The organism is Brucella sp. NBRC 12953, assembly GCF_040369775.1.
In the GTDB taxonomy this organism is placed as follows: domain Bacteria; phylum Pseudomonadota; class Alphaproteobacteria; order Rhizobiales; family Rhizobiaceae; genus Brucella; species Brucella pseudogrignonensis.
Map to the genome: position 1 here is coordinate 583,568 of NZ_BAABSV010000003.1, position 16,435 is coordinate 600,002.

Genomic DNA, 16,435 nt, shown 5'->3' on the forward strand with positions numbered 1-16,435 from the left:
TTGAGCAGGTATGAGCGATACGGCAATCGATAAGGACGGCAAGGCAAAAGGCTCTATCGCGGGTCTGTTGGGCGCTGTTGCAGTTCTGACCGCAATCGCTGGCGGTGGCGGATGGTATCTGGGTGGCGTTATCTCCGCTGACCAGCAAGCCGCAGTTAAATCGACGACGAAGGAAGACAAGCCGAAACAGGGTGATTTTGAATCGCGTTCTATTGGAACAATCATTCCCCTGCAGCCGATTGTGACCAATCTTGGCATTCCGCAGACCACATGGGTCCGACTTGAGGCGGCGCTTGTTGCGAAGCCGGGTCGTGAAATTCCGCCTGCAGTTGCAGCAAGTGTGGGCGATGATTTCATGAGCTTCCTGCGGAGCGTCAATCTCATGCAGTTGCAGGGGGCCGCTGGTTTGGCCTATTTGCGTGCCGATCTTGAAGAGCGGGCGCGGATGCGTTCGGAAGGCGCGGTCGACCGCGTTTTCATTTCGACGCTGGTAGTAGAATGAAGAAAATTTTCGCCCTGAGTGGCTTGCTGACGCTGGCCTTTATTTCTGCTGCCCATGCACAAGCCTTGTCGCTGGATAATCTTCTTCCAGCCGGAAGTGGTGCAGCCAGCGGACAGATCGTTCAGCTGTTTGGCCTTCTGACGGTTCTGTCGGTGGCGCCCGGCTTGCTGATCATGGTCACAAGCTTCACGCGTTTTGCCATTGCGTTCTCGCTTTTGCGTTCGGGGCTTGGGCTTCAGACGGCTCCTGCAAGCATGGTGATGATCTCGCTGGCTTTGTTCATGACCTTTTATGTCATGGCACCAGTGTTTGATCGTGCCTGGAACAATGGCGTGCAGCCTCTGATGCGCAACGAGATCACGCAGGACGTGGCATTTCGCGAAATTTCGAACCCGTTTCGCGAATTTATGATGCGCGAAGTGCGCGACAAGGATTTGCGCCTGTTTGAAGATCTAGCAGATCCGGCATTCCGCACGGGTGAAGACGGCATTGTTGATTTCCGTGTGCTGGTTCCGGCCTTCATGATTTCGGAATTGCGTCGTGGTTTCGAAATCGGCTTCCTGATCGTTCTGCCGTTTCTGGTGATCGACCTCGTGGTCGCAACACTGACCATGTCGATGGGTATGATGATGTTGCCGCCGACGGTGATATCGCTGCCGTTCAAGATACTCTTCTTCGTGCTTATCGATGGCTGGAATATTCTGGTTGGAAGCCTGATACGATCATTCTCCTAAGTCGGGTGGTGCGAAATCAATTGCTTGCTAAGCATTTCCAGCAAAAGTGCGAAGCGGTTTTGCGTGGGATAATGCGCAAAAAAGGGGTTAGAGCGGTTCCAACGTTTCAATGTAAACTGGAACCGCTCTACACATTCTGACTAGGTATCACCCCAGAAAATACCGTTCGTTAAAAACGATCGCATTATATTAATATATTCTTAACAATTGGGTTATAGTGCTAGCATCCATAGTAGGTCCCACGCGTTTCGTGGTGACAGGCATGATGCCGCTCTCCTATGCCGGTAATATTCAATCCGGCCTGTCCCTCAGTTTGTTTTCCCAAGGGGCAATTCAATGTCTAGCATTCTTACCAACTCTTCAGCTCTTACCGCTCTTCAGACCCTTTCCTCGACCAACAAGTCGCTGGAAACCACGCAGAACCGTATTTCGACCGGCCTGCGCATCGGTGAAGCTGCTGACAATGCATCTTACTGGTCGATCGCAACCTCGATGAAGTCCGACAACAAGGCCAACTCGGCTGTTCAGGACGCTCTTGGTCTCGGCGCCGGCAAGGTTGACACTGCATACACTGCAATCAACGACATCAAGGACCAGGTTGACAAGATGAAGTCGCTTCTGGTTAGCGCTCAGGGCGCCAGCCAGGAAGACCAGAAGAAGGTCGCGACCGAACTCAAAGCAATCCAGTCGCAGATCAAGTCGTCTGCCAGCAACGCGAACTACGCTGGTTCGAACCTGCTCGTGAACGACGCAGCTGCAACTTCGGACCTTAAGGTTGTTGCATCGTACAACCGTACCGGCACCACTGTAACGATCGACACCGTTGACGTTGCTGCTGCTGACGTACAGGTTTTTGCTGACGCTGCAGGCACCGGCGGTATCGCTGGTGATCTGGTCGCTACTGCTTTCTTCGATCCATCGACTGCAAAGCTTGACGACGCTGCAATCAAGACTGCTCTGGAATCGGTTGAAACCGCTCTGGACAAGCTCACCACCGGTGCAGCTTCGCTCGGTGCTGCAAAGGCACGTATCGACACCCAGAAGAGCTTCATTTCCAAGCTCAGCGACTCGGTTGAAAAGGGCGTTGGTACGCTCGTTGACGCCGACATGAACAAGGAATCGGCTCGTCTGTCGGCTCTGCAGGTTCAGCAGCAGCTGGGCGTTCAGGCTCTCTCGATCGCTAACTCGTCGAGCCAGTCGATCCTGTCGCTGTTCCGCGGCTAATCACTTAGCTGATACAGTTGATACTTTGAGGGGCGTGGAATTTATTCCGCGCCCTTCTTCTTTTCTAAAAAATCGCCTCCTCATTCAAGCCGACACTTTCGCGCAAGCTTCGCGATCTATTTTGTTCGCATCAGGATGGCGGTGGTATCGATGCAGCAGAATTTCCAGCAATTACTCGAACAGCTTAAGGGAACGCTCGGCAAGCTTGGCGCGCGAAAACTTATAGCGCTCGGACTTGTCGGAGCTGCACTGATGGGCGCTATTCTTTATACGAGCGTCTATCTGAGCCGCCCCTCCTATGAGACGCTTTATGTCGGCCTTTCGCGCGATGACGTGAACCGTATGGGTCTGGCGCTCGGTGAAGCTGGCATTGCTTTCGACGTGAAGTCCGACGGTTCATCGATCCTTGTTCCTGTCGGCAAGGCCGAACAGGCGCGTATGTATCTGGCTGAAAAAGGTCTGCCGACGTCCAACAACGCCGGTTACGAGCTTTTCGACAATATGGGCTCGCTTGGCCTGACATCGTTCATGCAGGAAATCACGCATGTTCGCGCACTTGAAGGCGAGATCGCGCGTACCATTCAGGCCATTCGTGGCGTAAAAGCTGCGCGCGTTCACATCGTCATGGCCGAAAAAGGCTCGTTCCGTCGCGGTGATCAAAAGCCGTCTGCCTCGGTTGTGATCCGCGCTGAAGGCGGTTTTGCCGCTGAATCCGCGCAGTCGATCCGCCAGCTGGTTGCTGCCGCTGTGCCATCGCTGGATGCTTCGTCCGTTACGGTTCTCGATACCAATGGTCGTCTGCTCGCATCTGCGGGAGAGGCTGCGAATGGTGCTGCTCTTCTGACCGCGTCGCTTGAACAGCAGGTTGCTGGCAATGTGGATGAGAGCATCCGCAAGGCTCTTGCTCCATATCTCGGTGTTGGTCACTTCCAGAGCAGTGTTCAGGCAACGCTTGATACCGACCGCCGTCAGACCAATGAAACGCAATTCGATCCTGAATCGCGCGTTGAACGTTCTGTTCGTGTTGTGCGTGAAAGCGGAGACTCCCGCAACGCACGTAACGACAATGCCACCGGCGTTGAGCAGAACATTCCGCAGGAAGAAATTCAGAACCGCAACGGCGAAAGCTCGTCTGAAAAGACTGATCGTCGCGAAGAACTGACCAATTACGAAATGAACACCAAGACGGTGTCCACAGTTAGCGATGGCTACACCGTTAAGCGTCTGTCGATTGCGGTCGTCATCGATCAGGCGCGTCTGCTTGAAACGGCTGGCACCACGCCGCCGCCTGCCGATTTTGTCGATCAGCAGATCCTGAAAATCCGCGACCTCGTTGCAACCGCCGCCGGCCTCAATGCCGATCGTGGTGATGTGATCAATGTAACGGCTGTCAATTTCCTCAGCCCTGCGGGCGCAGATATGGAGCCTGTTTCGACGCCGTGGTCCGAGCAGCTGATGCGTCAGAGCGGTTCCTACGTCAATGCACTGGCAATTCTTGCCGCTGTTGCGCTCCTGATCTGGTTTGGTGTCCGTCCTTTGCTCCGCGATCAGAACGCGAAGCCATCCGGAACAGAAGTTGCGCTGCGTGAACCGGGTGATGTCGCTGTGCCAAACTTTGTTGGTGATACACAGCAGGCCATTGCTGGTGAGGGCGCCAAGGCAGTGATCGGTGGACCAGAAGCCTATGCCGATCAGATGAAGACCAGCCTCAGCGATTTGCGTCAGCGTATGCGCATGCCTGCCAAATTGCGCCTCGAACAGATGATCGAGATGGATGAAGAGCGCGTTGCCGCAGTTCTCAAGCAGTGGATCCACGAAACCACCATCAAGCAGGAAGCAGCATCAAACCAGCGATCTGTAATGCCGGAGCTTGAGGCTGCCTGATTATGAGCACGCTCGCACTCAGCCGCTACCTTCCTGATTTCTCGACGCATCGTATCGCCGACGAAGCGGTAGAAATCATTGCGGCCCCCGCACAGCCGCAGCCTTTGTCGGAGCTCTTGCCGCACACCGATCCGCAAATGGCTGAGGTTTCGGAGAAGCCTCCATTTGCAGAGCAGGCGGAAGTTGCAAGCATCATCGCCATTGAAGAGGAAAAGCGGGCTTCATTTGAGGCCGGTCGCGAAGACGGTCACAAGGAAGCAGAAGCTCTTTATGAGGCCGAGAAGGCCAGACTGCTGCGTGAGCATGAAGCGGACATCGAAGCATTGCGTGCGAGTTTCTCTCGTGAGCAGGCCAATCTCCTGGCTGGTGCTTTGACGGAAGCTGTGAGCGGGCTTGAACAATCCATGTCCGCGCAGATTGCCGAGGTTCTCGCACCGTTGCTGGCAGCCAAAATCGAACAGGACGCGATTGCGGGTTTCGCACAGCGGATCAGCAAGCTGGCTCTGGAAGGCGAAGCACCTGAAATCTTCGGTCCAGCGCATCTGCTTGAGCCGCTCAAGGACCATGCCGACCTTCTGCCGCCTGGATGCCGTTTTACTGAGAACGCGTCCAGCGAACTCTCATTTTCCTTTGGTGATCGTGCGCTTGAAACACGCGTCGCGCCAGTTCTGGAAGAACTAAGGGCTGCTGCCAGATGAGCATCGATCCGGAAACCAAGCGCGAAATCATTATTGTCCGCCGTGGCAAGCACGATGATCATGACGGTCATCATGGCGGCGTCTGGAAGATCGCTTACGCTGACTTCATGACTGCGATGATGGCGTTCTTCCTCGTCATGTGGCTCATCAATGCGGCCAACGAAGAAAGCAAAGCGGCTGTCGCCAGCTACTTCAATCCCGTTAAGCTGATGGATCGTCATTCAAGCCCAAAGGGCGTGCAGGACATTGACGAACAGAACGGCAAAGTTCGCTTTGAGAGCGACAAACAGATTGAAAACAGCACCAAGGTTATCAACGATAGCGCTGCTTCCCCGCCGATCGAGCAGGAAGAAAGCCGCATGTTCCGCGAGCCATATGCGGTCTTATCCGAACTTGCGCATGAAACGGGCGTTCTGCAGAACCAATCCACGAAGGGCGATGGCGGCAGCGCACAGGCTGGCACGCAGACAGGCGCTGATGGCGGCGATGCCTATCGCGATCCGTTCAGCCCTGACTACTGGTCGAGCAAGGCTGCGGAAGAGCTGACGCCGCCGGAAGCTGCCCCTGCAACGCCGCCACAGCAAACAGCGGAAGCAAAAACCGAGGCAAAGCCCGAAGAAGCTGAAAAGCCAGCAGAGAACCAGGAAAAGCTGATTTCTGATTTGAAGAAGGCAGCAGACGGAGACGCATCGACCGATGGCAGCAAGGCGGCAAAGGCTGAGCCTATGCCGGATGTGACAGTCGTCCCGGTCGATGGCGGTGTCATGATCCAGCTGACTGATAAAGTCGATTTCGGCATGTTCACGATTGGCTCCGCCAAGCCGGATGCGCGTGTCGTGCAAATGCTTGAACGCATTGCGCAGGTTATCGCGCGTCAGCCGGGGGAGGTTGTCATCAGCGGTCACACTGACGCCCGACCTTTCAAGAGTGCGACCTATGACAATTGGCGCTTGTCTTCGGCTCGTGCGCAGATGGCCTATTACATGCTGGTGCGTGGCGGGCTGGATGAAAAGCGTGTCCTGCGGGTTGAAGGCTATGCCGACCGCCAGCCAAAGAACGCCGCCGATCCAAATGCCGCCGAAAATCGTCGCATCGATATCTTCCTCAAGTCCAACCCATGAAGAAACTGGTAAAGCGCTCCCTGCTGGCACTTGTTGCAAGCCTTCCGCTGGCAAGCGGAGGAGCGGTTTCCTATGGGCAGACACAAGCAGCAGAAGAGCCACGCAGCTTGCCGGTGCTTGAGCCTTATAAGCTCGTCCGCTCACTGCGCATGTTGCAGGATCAGCTGGTTTCCGGGAAGCCTGAAGCCGTTGTGATGCTCAACAGGCTGCTGATTTTTGTGAGCGCTGATATGGAGCGCGCTCCAAAGGAATTCTGGGACAAGCCTGAGAATATTTATGCGGCAATCATCTATCTGTTTAACGGCGGCAATCCTGATGCCGTGCGAAAGGTGCTTGCTGGTTTTGATGGCGAGACTGTTCCGCAAGAACTCGTCAAAGGCGCGCTTGCCTATGCATCGGGTCAGAATATTGAGGTGGTAAAGCTGTTCTCAGTGCCGCTCTCATCACAGCTGCCAGCCGAGCTGCGCTCTTCCATCGTGCTGGTAACGGCCAGCCAGATGACGGCTTTTGATCCGGCAACGGCACTTCTGCGACTTGATCAGGTGCGGCTCGATAGTCCGGGTACGCTTTTTGAAGAAGCGGCTATTCGTCGTTCGATGCCGATTGCCGCCAAGCTCGGTGACGCAGACAAGATCAGGATGCTATCGCGCAATTACCTTCAGCGCTTCCCTCGTTCGCCCTATATGCGCGATTTCATGAAGCAATTTGTGGATGCAGCGTTGAAACTCAATGATCGCATCGGCAATGCCGAACTGGTCAAGCTGATCGGTACAGCTGATCCGGTCATGCAATATTCGCTTTATCTGCAGATTGCGCGCGGCGCTCTGGTGGATGGGCAGACGGAGCGCGCGCGCTTCATGTCGGCCGAGGCAAGAAAGCTTGCCGATCATCTGAAAGCCGACCCAAGCAGAGCCAATCTTTATGCCGCGGCAAGTGATGTTGCTTCGGATTCCGCCAAAGATGCATTGCGTGAATTGTCTCAGATTTCGCCCGATCGTTTGCAGGAACGCGACAGGCAGCTTCTGCAGGCGGCAGAAGCGGTTGGCTCTGTGGTGACGCGCAAGCCTCCCGTTGAGGGCGCAACAAAGCCTGTCAGAAGCGAAACTGACATTCCGGCAATGCCGATTGCTGACGGTGATGAGGCGCCCGTCGTGCCCAAGGCCCCGGAGACCCCTTCGCCTGCTGCCGGTTGGAAGCCATCCCAGCCTGCAAAGCCGGAAGATGATGTGCAGAAGACCATGGATGATGCGCGGCGCAAGCTTGCGGAAATTGATGCCTTGCTAGGAAAGACTATTCAATGAGCGTAGATCTTTTGCTCACCACTGCTGGAAGACTGGCTTCACTTGCCAAAGGTACAGGCGCCCAACAGGGCGCTGTGGCAAAAGCCAATGGCGAAAATCAGGAACAGTCTGAACCGGCAAAATTGTTTGGCGCATTGCTGGAAAAGTCTCAAAACAAGCTATCGCTTGAAGGCGAGCAGAAGGATGAGACGCAGTCGGAAGATAGCGACAAAGCTGATCGCGATACGCCTGCTCAATCTTCGGTCTATGGTGTGTCGCAGAACCTGCTTGCACTTGCTGCAGGGTTCAATAACCCAAAAGATGAGGATCAGCTTGCTGCGCGCGATAATGCCACCAAGCAGTCGATGAATGTATCGGCGCTGGCCGATGCTGCTGAAGCTGCAGATCCCGCGCTGACGACTGCCGTTGCCGCTGACCTGCCTATGCCTGATGCAGAGCCAAAGAAGGATCAGAAGGAAAACGTTCAGGCAAACAAGCAGACGCAAGCAACAGCAGATTCCAAGGGTGCCGCAAAGCCTGAGAATTTGGCCAGCCACACTCCACCTGCTGCAACGAAAGATCAGCAGACTGACAGCGCCACAGACGGATCTTCTGCATCGCCCAAGCCTGAGCTTACACCTCAATCCAGCAATGCCGCAGAAGCTGATCGTCCAAATGTTCAGCCGCAGCAGCAAGCCGGAAAGTCTGCACCTGTTGCCGATGTAAAAGCGCCTGCACCAGCAGCGCCAACTGCTGCTGCACGTATCGCGGATATCCAAGTCCTCTCTGAACGCAGCTTTGGTACTGTGAAAACTTTGCAGATCAGGCTTGATCCGGTGGAGCTTGGCGCAGTGACTGCTCGTATTCGTCTGGTTGCCGACAGCGTGGAAGTGCATCTGGTGGCTGACAAAGCTCATGCTGCCGAGGCGCTGGCTGCCGATCGCTCAATGATCGAAAAAGCTTTGAAAGTTGCAGGCATTACGGACGACACGAAAATTTCGGTCACGGTGACTGAACGCGGAGCAGTCAGTGCAGTTCAGCACAGCTCCGCAAGCCATAGTGCTGGGCAACAGCAGGCCAGCTCTCAACAGCAAGGCCAGCAGACTTTTGACATGCAAAATGGCTCGGATGGCCGGGGAAATGCGCAGGCGCAGTCTCAGGCGCAATTTATGGGTGGTGAGGGCAGGCAGAATGGCGAATCTGGCCAGGCAGACAGCAATAATGCACGCGCTCGCACATCGACTGAAGCCAATGAGCGCGAAATTTCTGGTCTTTCTGGCGGCCGGAATCGCGGCCTTGTCGTTTAGTTTAGCAGGCGCTAAAGCAGAGAATATTTGCGAACGGGAAATGCATCGAGCGTCCGCCCGCTATGATGTGCCACTCGGTATTCTTTATGCTGTTGGTCTGACCGAAACCGGGCGCAAAAACTCGCTTCAGCCCTATGCGATGAACATTGAAGGAAAGGCAGAGTTTTTCCCATCTCAAGCAGCCGCTTTAAGACGTTTCACCCAAGTACACGCCGAAGGTGCAAAACTGATTGATCTGGGCTGTATGCAGATCAACCACTATTATCATTCCAGCGAATTTCCGTCTGTCGGCGCGATGCTGCAACCAAGCCTCAATGTTGATTATGCTGCGCGCTTCCTAAAGCGTCTGCGTGAGCGCGAAGGCAACTGGACAATGGCAGTCGCGCGTTATCACGCAGGTCCAAATAACGATCCTGCACAGAAGCGATATGTGTGTCGGGTGATGACAAATATGATCGCAACTGGCTTCGGAAATTGGACGCCTCAGGCAAAAAACTTCTGCGCAGGTTGATCGGGAATCCCGCAAAATTGCGGGTTGTAGAGCGATGCCATATACACGCAGTTTTTAGGAGTTCAACCTGTAATTGCATATAGCTAGATAATGTATTTTAGAGAGTAAATTTTTAAGTCCTTGTAAAGAATCGTTAAACTTCGTGAGCGCGTTAACGACTTGTTAAGATTTTCAGACCAAGAGTGCCAGGCCGATGCAATCATGGCGATTCCTCTTAAATTAGATAATACTAAAAAGCCTCCCAATTTATTGCGGGCAACTTTGTGTAATTGCCGCTGACTCCTCCTGCCAGTTACTTCTGTCTTGCTTGGGTTAACATATTGATTCGGAAGGCGGGCCGATGATCGTAGTCGTAGATGAGCGGAATATTGTGACTGAGGGGTACTCCTCTTGGTTCAGCCGAGAAGGCATCACGACAACCGGGTTCACACCATCCGATTTCAATGAATGGGTCGAAAGCGTCCCCCATCAGGATATTATGGCTGTAGAAGCCTTCCTGATTGGCGAGTGCGAGGCTCAGAACGGTCTGCCAGCGCGTATTCGTGAACGCTGCAAGGCGCCAGTTATTGCCGTAAACGACCGCCCGTCACTGGAGCACACTCTGGAGCTTTTTCAATCCGGAGTTGATGATGTCGTCCGCAAGCCAGTTCACGTCCGCGAAATCCTCGCCCGCATCAACGCAATTCGCCGCCGCACAGGTGCTTCGGCTGCATCAGGCAATGATGGAACCGAGCTTGGACCGATCCGCGTTTTCTCCGATGGCCGTGATCCACAGATAAATGGTGTGGATTTCCCGCTGCCGCGTCGCGAGCGCCGGATCCTTGAATATCTAATCGCAAACCGTGGTCGCCGCCTGAATAAGGCGCAGATTTTCAGCGCGATTTACGGCATTTTCGACAGTGAAGTCGAAGAGAATGTGGTCGAAAGCCATATTAGCAAGCTCCGCAAAAAATTGCGTGAAAAGCTTGGTTTTGATCCTGTTGATTCAAAACGTTTTCTTGGATACTCAATCAACATCGATTGAGATTCGTGTCCTTTCTATCGAGCTTTCAAAAGCTCAAATCCAGTAATTCGCGGTTTTTAAAGGTAGTCTTGTCCAGGCAACCCCTGAAACTGATTGTGTCCTCAGTAAAAGCGTAAAAAATCTTAAGGCTACAGTTTCACGCAAGCGTGGCCCGATAGCTTATCTGCGGATTCTCAAATTCTCAGGAGTTGCCAATGAGCCTCTACGGTATGATGCGGACCGGCGTTTCAGGTATGAACGCGCAGGCTAACCGCTTGTCGGCAGTCGCAGATAACATCGCGAATGCAAGCACGGTCGGCTATAAGCGCGCCGATGCGCAGTTCTCATCGCTCGTTCTGCCAAGCACCGCAGGCCAGTATAACTCCGGTAGTGTCGCGACCAATATCCGCTACGGCATTTCGGATCAGGGCGGCATTCGCTCAACAGCTTCCGCGACCGACCTTGCAATCGACGGCAATGGCTATTTCGTCGTCAGCAATGCTGATGGCACACCTTATCTCACGCGCGCAGGTTCGTTTGTGCCGGACCAGTTCGGCAATCTCGTCAATACGGCTGGTTATTACCTGATGGGTTATCCAGCGGATGCTAACGGCAATGTTAACACGGTCGCCAACAGCTTTGACGGTCTGGAACGTGTGAACGTCAAGCAGTCCGATCTTGTTGCAACACCTAGCACGTCCGGCAATTTCACCGTCAACCTGCCTTCGACGGATTCGGTTCCTGCTGCCGGCGAATTCAATCACAAGACATCGCTGATCGCTTACGACAATCTCGGCGGCAAGATCACGCTGGACGTCTATTTTACCAAGACCGCTGACAATACCTGGGATGTTTCGATTAAGAACGCCGCAGATGGTGTTGAAGTCGGCGCAACAACGCTGAACTTCGATGGCACAAACGGGAAGCTGCTTTCTGGCGGTGATGTTGCTGTCGATCTGACAGCCTATAATGGTCAGGCGCTGGACCTTAATCTCGGTTCGTCCAAGCAGCTGGCAAAAGACTATACGATCACTGAAGCTGTTATCAACGGTCAGGCCCCTTCGTCGATCAAGGGCGTTGATATCGGTAAAGACGGTTCGGTCGTTGCTCTTTATGAAAACGGCTCGCAGAAGCTGCTTTACCGTATTCCGCTGGGAACTGTGGCAAGCCCGGACCGCATGTCGGTAATCAGCGGCAACGTGTTCTCGCCAAGTGCAGAATCCGGCAATATCCAGCTCGGCTTCCCTGAAAACGGAGGCATGGGCAAGGTTTCGGCAGGGGCTCTTGAAGAATCCAATGCGGATATCGCGCAAGAGCTGACCGACATGATCGAAGCTCAGCGCAGCTACACCGCCAATTCGAAGGTCTTCCAGACCGGCTCCGAATTGATGGACGTGCTGGTTAACCTGAAAAGATAAATTGATGCGGTTCCGGGGAGGTGGTCAGTCTCCCCGGAATTGCAGTTTTAAAACTGGACTGTTTTCGCAACAAAAACGGTTCGACGTAGGATGGGGATAAGATGTCGCTTAGTTCTGCTCTTCTGACGGCCAAAAGTTCGCTTGCGGCAACGTCCAAGCAGACGTCAGTCGTCTCTCGCAATATTGCGGGGGTCAATGATCCTGATTACTCGCGCCGCACTGCGTCGCTGGCTTCGGGGCCGTATGGTTCGCTTTATGTCAATATAAGCCGATCCGCTGACGAAGCGTTGTTCAACCGCTTTATCCAGTCGAACAGCACGGCATCGTCGTCGTCCATTCTCGCAGGCGGACTTGACCGCCTTTCGTCGCTTTATTCGGCAGATAATTTCTCAGGTTCGCCTTCGGCGTTGATCGGCGATCTTCGCGATGCACTCCAGACTTTTGCTGCCTCGCCATCCAATTCGGCCCTTGGTGATAGCGTCGTTTCAACAGCGCAGTCGCTGGCCAATGCATTGAACGCTGGCACGAAGCAGATCCAGTCTCTGCGTACCGATGCAGATAATGAAATCGCGGACTCCGTTGCCAATATCAACGACGTGTTGTCGAAGTTCGAGAAGATCAACCAGCAGATCGTCAGCGGTACACGCGCTGGCAACGATGTGTCTGATTTTCTTGATCAGCGCGATTCACTGCTGAAGCAGCTTTCCGGCGAACTGGGCATCACAACCATGGTTCGCGGCGATAATGACATGGTCATTTTTGCGGAAAATGGTGTGACGCTGTTTGAAACCACAGCGCGCAAGATCAGCTTCGAATCCTCCGGTGGTCTGGCGGCTGGTGTTGCTGGCAATGCCGTTCTCGTCGATGGTGTCCCGCTTACGCATGATACATTCGATCAGCCTTATGGCACTGGCCGTCTGAGCGGACTTCTGCAGCTGCGCGATCAGATTGCGCCGCAGTATCAGATGCAGCTCGACGAGATCGCTCGCGGTCTGGTGTCGATGTTTGCAGAAACCGACCAGACCGGTGCAGGTCCAAAACTAACAGGCCTTTTCGGCTGGTCAGGTTCGCCTGCCGTTCCAGGTGCGGGTGTGACAGCTGGTCTCGCAGGCACGATCAATGTGTCATCGGCATTTGTTGCAACCGAAGGCGGCAGCTCGCTGCTGTTGCGCGATGGCGGTGCAAATGGCGCGAATTACAAATATAATTCAACCGGCGCCAGTGGCTTTAGCGATCGTCTGCGCGCGTTGAATGAGGCGTTCTCCGAGCCGCTGACTTTCGCTTCTTCGGCAGGTCTCAGCTCAAATGCGAGCCTGATTGATTACAGCGCGTCGTCCATCAGCTGGCTTGAAGGCAAGCGCAAGACTGCGAATGCCAATTTCTCTTATAACCAGACTGTAGCAACCCAGGCCGATCAGGCTCTGTCCAATGCCAACGGTGTCGATATCAACACCGAGATGGCACTGCTTCTCGATCTGGAACATTCCTATCAGGCATCAAGCCGGGTACTGACGACGGTCAACGCCATGCTTGACGAACTTCTTAGAGCGGTGTGAGGCTTATGAAAGCGCAATCTATTTCTACATATGGTGCAGCTTCAGCCCTCAAGGTTCTCGTCGCAAAGACGAAGGCCGAGCTTGCAAAGGCGCAGCAGGAAGCCACCACAGGTACGGTTTTCGATGTTGGTTTGTCTCTTGGTTCCAAGTCTGGACAGACCATATCGCTGCGCAAGGAATATGATCGCCTTACCGTTCTGACCGATATGAACAAGCTGCTGCAGCAGCGCATGACGACGACACAGACTGCGACCACCACCATTATCGAGAGCACGCAGGATTTTCTGGGTGATCTGACGGGCGCAAACAGCACTATTGAAAGTGCGCAGACTGCTGCGAAAACGGCAAAGTCGTTGCTGGATTCAGTAACGGGCCTGCTCAACACCAGCTATAATGGCGAATATATCTTCTCAGGCGTGAACACCGACGTGAAGCCGATTGCTGACTACACGGAAGGCAGCCAGGCACAGAATGCGGTTCGTCAGGCATTTGAAGATCATTTCGGTTTTCCCATGAATGATCCGCAGGTTGCCAATATCACTGGCGATCAAATGAAGACCTTCCTCGAAGGTGATTTTGCCGAGCAGTTCAACGATGCCAACTGGGATGCCAATTGGTCGAATGCTTCCGATACTGTGATCAAGAGCCGTATTTCGCCAACTGAAACGGCTTCGACCTCCATTTCGGCAAATGCTGATGGTTTCCGCAAGACCATCATGTCTGCAGTGATGGTGTCCGAGTTCGCAACGATCGGTCTGAGTAATTCAGCGTTTCAGGCGCTGACAAATCAGGCAATGCAGACCACAACGCAGGCAATTACCGAGACGACGTCTGAACAGACGACGCTGGGTCTGGCTCAGCAGCGCACCAATGCCGCGACAACACGGATTGGGGCACAGCAGAAGATCCTCAATGAATCGGTTCTGGATCTTGAATCGGTCGATCCTTATGAGGCTGCAACACGCGTCAATGCGCTGATGTCGCAGATCGAGACTTCTTATGCGCTGACTGTTCAGCTGCAGAATCTGAGCTTGCTCAACTATTTGAAATAAAACCATTTGAGCGCCATGCGCTCTCTTGGATGCATAAAGGTCGCTTTCAACTATTGGATCGACGCGTTGTGCCTCTAAAGCGGTTCCAGTTAAGAATGAATCGTTGGAACCGCAGCAACTGTTTGTTCTACGCATTATCCGACGCAAAGCCGCAGCGCACTTTTGCTGGAAATGCTCAAATACTGTGGGGCGCTCGCCCGCCCCGAAGAAGAACATCACAAATCGGGCAGCATGATGCGGTTCGTATGGGTGGTGCCGGAAAACGGAGACTACATGTATCAGCTGCGCTACGAAGACGTCATGAATGATGATATGGCGAGCGCCAAGGAACGCGAGCGGATGCTTTTTGATCGCTCGATTGAAATGCTCGCCGCCGCGAAAGCCCATGGTGCCGGATCGCGCGAAGGCATCGATGCTTCCTACTTCACAACCAAGCTGTGGACCACAATCATTGAAGATCTGGGTTCAGAAGAGAATGTGCTTCCAAAAGAACTGAAAGCCGCAATCATTTCGGTTGGAATCTTCATTCTCAAAGAGATCGAGCAAATTCGACAGGGTGAAAGCACCGATTACGACACGCTGATCGAGATTACTCAATCTATCCGTGACGGTCTGTGACATGACGACGAACGGCAAATCAGCGATCCGTCTTTCGCTGCGTGCAGGCGAAAAGATTTATATCAACGGCGCGGTTTTGAAAGCTGACCGCAAGGTTTCGCTGGAGCTTTTGAACGACGCGACATTCCTTCTGGAAAACCATGTTTTGCAGCCGGAAGAGACGACATCCCCGCTGCGTCAGCTCTATTTTGCGGCGCAGATGATCCTGATTGAGCCGGCTCTGAGGGAACAGGCGCGAAACACGTTTGCCCAGATGCTGAAGGGCATGTTTGCGACGTTCAAGGATGCGGAGATCCTCAATGCGCTCAAGCTCGTTGATGAGCTGGTGCATAACGGGCGCGTCTTCGATGCACTGAAAACAATTCGCACGCAATATAAGCGTGAGGCAGAGCTGATGGGTGAAAAAGACCTGTCGGTGTCTGCCATACAAACAGAAAAGCCTATGGGATCGGCCCAAGAATCTAACTCGGTTTTTGGAACCAGATCCGCGTAAAAACAAACAGATAGAGTATTTCCTATGATTCAGTTTCAACAGGAAATGCACTAGAGCGTCCTTTGGGACAAACAGCGCTCTAAGGGGCAAGTCTATGACGACAACATCGACAGTCGGCGCCAACAACACGGCAAATTCGTCATCAAGCAGCAGTTCTGCTGCCGCAAAGGCGAGTGTGGATTACAATTCCTTTTTGAAGCTTCTCGTCACTCAGATGCAGAACCAGGACCCCACACAGCCGATGGATGCGACGCAATATGTCTCGCAGCTTGCGACATTCTCCAATGTCGAACAGGCGGTGCAGATGAACAGCAAGCTCGAAACGCTGATCGCCAATTCCTCGCTTTCGCAGGCTGAAGGCTGGATTGGCCGCACGCTGACCAGTGCTGACGGCACGGTTACGGGTGTGGTCAAGTCTGTCACGATCCAGTCGTCGGGGATGCTTGCTGAACTCGAAGACGGCAAGACGATGCTGATCGGCCAGGGCGTCAAGATCAGTTAAACGATGTCTCCAAAGCCGGGTGCGGGTTTGGAGACAATGGCATGTGCTAAAATCTGGATTGAGACGCAGTTTCGATAGTTCATCTGAACCGAAACCGCGCAAAAGCGCTGTGCGCTGAGGACCTTACCTGTGAACGAAGCTGATGCGCTCGATATCGTCAATTCGGCGATCTGGACCGTGCTTATGGCGAGCGGACCAGCCGTACTTGCGGCGATGCTTGCAGGTATCGGCATCGCGCTTTTTCAGGCTTTGACCCAGATTCAGGAAATGACGCTGACTTTCGTGCCGAAGATCATCGTTATTTTCGTGGTGCTTGCCTTTACTGCACCATTTGTTGGCGCGCAGATCAACTCTTTCACGCTGCTTGCTTATTCGCGCATCGAAAAGGGTTTCTAGAGCGCGTTTCGATCTGATTGGATCAGATCGGCGCCGTAAGCCTTTTTATTTGAAGCATAATCTTATCGATCTTCGTTTCACTCCGATAAGACTTTTGCTCTAACGCAGCCCTCGCGCAAGCTTCGTCGTTTATGTT

General features: G+C 53.6%; 17 protein-coding genes. All 17 read left to right on the forward strand.

Annotated features, from left to right (window positions below):
- The first annotated feature begins 10 nt into the window (after window positions 1-10).
- The 17 genes from ABWV94_RS10130 (at window position 11) to fliQ (ending at window position 16,299) form a co-directional block, all read left to right on the forward strand.
- Window positions 11-502 (forward strand): flagellar basal body-associated FliL family protein, encoded by a 492-nt coding sequence (locus ABWV94_RS10130; RefSeq protein ID WP_007877052.1) that lies wholly within the window; start codon window positions 11-13, stop codon window positions 500-502.
- Entirely contained in the window at window positions 499-1,236 is a 738-nt protein-coding gene (gene fliP, locus ABWV94_RS10135) for a flagellar type III secretion system pore protein FliP (protein WP_007877050.1), read from the forward strand. The genes ABWV94_RS10130 and fliP overlap by 4 nt, the downstream gene beginning before the upstream one ends.
- A gap of 336 nt (window positions 1,237-1,572) precedes the next feature.
- Window positions 1,573-2,460, forward strand: coding sequence for a flagellin N-terminal helical domain-containing protein (locus ABWV94_RS10140; protein WP_007877048.1), 888 nt, complete (start codon window positions 1,573-1,575; stop codon window positions 2,458-2,460).
- Between the two features lie 135 nt (window positions 2,461-2,595).
- The gene (gene fliF, locus ABWV94_RS10145) at window positions 2,596-4,344 is read left to right on the forward strand and encodes a flagellar basal-body MS-ring/collar protein FliF (RefSeq protein WP_353413496.1); all 1,749 of its coding nucleotides are present in this window, start codon (window positions 2,596-2,598) and stop codon (window positions 4,342-4,344) included.
- 2 nt (window positions 4,345-4,346) lie between these two features.
- The gene (locus ABWV94_RS10150) at window positions 4,347-5,042 is read left to right on the forward strand and encodes a hypothetical protein (protein ID WP_353413498.1); all 696 of its coding nucleotides are present in this window, start codon (window positions 4,347-4,349) and stop codon (window positions 5,040-5,042) included.
- Window positions 5,039-6,163 (forward strand): flagellar motor protein MotB, encoded by a 1,125-nt coding sequence (locus tag ABWV94_RS10155; protein WP_064321436.1) that lies wholly within the window; start codon window positions 5,039-5,041, stop codon window positions 6,161-6,163. Before ABWV94_RS10150 ends, ABWV94_RS10155 begins: the two co-directional genes overlap by 4 nt.
- A complete protein-coding gene (locus ABWV94_RS10160) occupies window positions 6,160-7,464 on the forward strand; it encodes a chemotaxis protein (protein WP_007877035.1) in 1,305 nt (434 codons plus the stop codon). Before ABWV94_RS10155 ends, ABWV94_RS10160 begins: the two co-directional genes overlap by 4 nt.
- Window positions 7,461-8,750, forward strand: coding sequence for a flagellar hook-length control protein FliK (fliK, locus tag ABWV94_RS10165; RefSeq protein ID WP_353413500.1), 1,290 nt, complete (start codon window positions 7,461-7,463; stop codon window positions 8,748-8,750). The genes ABWV94_RS10160 and fliK overlap by 4 nt, the downstream gene beginning before the upstream one ends.
- A gap of 40 nt (window positions 8,751-8,790) precedes the next feature.
- Window positions 8,791-9,261, forward strand: coding sequence for a transglycosylase SLT domain-containing protein (locus ABWV94_RS10170; protein ID WP_007877033.1), 471 nt, complete (start codon window positions 8,791-8,793; stop codon window positions 9,259-9,261).
- A 340-nt stretch (window positions 9,262-9,601) separates the two neighbouring features.
- The gene (gene ftcR / locus ABWV94_RS10175; RefSeq protein ID WP_007877029.1) at window positions 9,602-10,285 is read left to right on the forward strand and encodes a flagellar transcriptional regulator FtcR; all 684 of its coding nucleotides are present in this window, start codon (window positions 9,602-9,604) and stop codon (window positions 10,283-10,285) included.
- A gap of 194 nt (window positions 10,286-10,479) precedes the next feature.
- Window positions 10,480-11,682 (forward strand): flagellar hook protein FlgE, encoded by a 1,203-nt coding sequence (locus tag ABWV94_RS10180; protein WP_007877027.1) that lies wholly within the window; start codon window positions 10,480-10,482, stop codon window positions 11,680-11,682.
- A 101-nt stretch (window positions 11,683-11,783) separates the two neighbouring features.
- A complete protein-coding gene (flgK, locus tag ABWV94_RS10185) occupies window positions 11,784-13,238 on the forward strand; it encodes a flagellar hook-associated protein FlgK (RefSeq protein WP_079213163.1) in 1,455 nt (484 codons plus the stop codon).
- A 5-nt stretch (window positions 13,239-13,243) separates the two neighbouring features.
- Entirely contained in the window at window positions 13,244-14,290 is a 1,047-nt protein-coding gene (locus ABWV94_RS10190; RefSeq protein WP_353413502.1) for a flagellar hook-associated family protein, read from the forward strand.
- A 273-nt stretch (window positions 14,291-14,563) separates the two neighbouring features.
- Window positions 14,564-14,908 (forward strand): flagellar biosynthesis regulator FlaF, encoded by a 345-nt coding sequence (flaF, locus tag ABWV94_RS10195; protein WP_007877021.1) that lies wholly within the window; start codon window positions 14,564-14,566, stop codon window positions 14,906-14,908.
- Between the two features lies 1 nt (window position 14,909).
- Complete coding sequence (flbT, locus tag ABWV94_RS10200) at window positions 14,910-15,401, forward strand: flagellar biosynthesis repressor FlbT (protein ID WP_353413504.1); 492 nt, start codon at window positions 14,910-14,912, stop codon at window positions 15,399-15,401.
- A gap of 94 nt (window positions 15,402-15,495) precedes the next feature.
- Window positions 15,496-15,903 carry a flagellar hook assembly protein FlgD gene (gene flgD, locus ABWV94_RS10205; protein ID WP_353413506.1) on the forward strand — a complete coding sequence of 136 codons (408 nt, stop codon included), beginning with the start codon at window positions 15,496-15,498 and terminating at the stop codon, window positions 15,901-15,903.
- A gap of 129 nt (window positions 15,904-16,032) precedes the next feature.
- Window positions 16,033-16,299 (forward strand): flagellar biosynthesis protein FliQ, encoded by a 267-nt coding sequence (gene fliQ, locus ABWV94_RS10210; protein WP_064321443.1) that lies wholly within the window; start codon window positions 16,033-16,035, stop codon window positions 16,297-16,299.
- The last annotated feature ends 136 nt before the right edge of the window (window positions 16,300-16,435 follow it).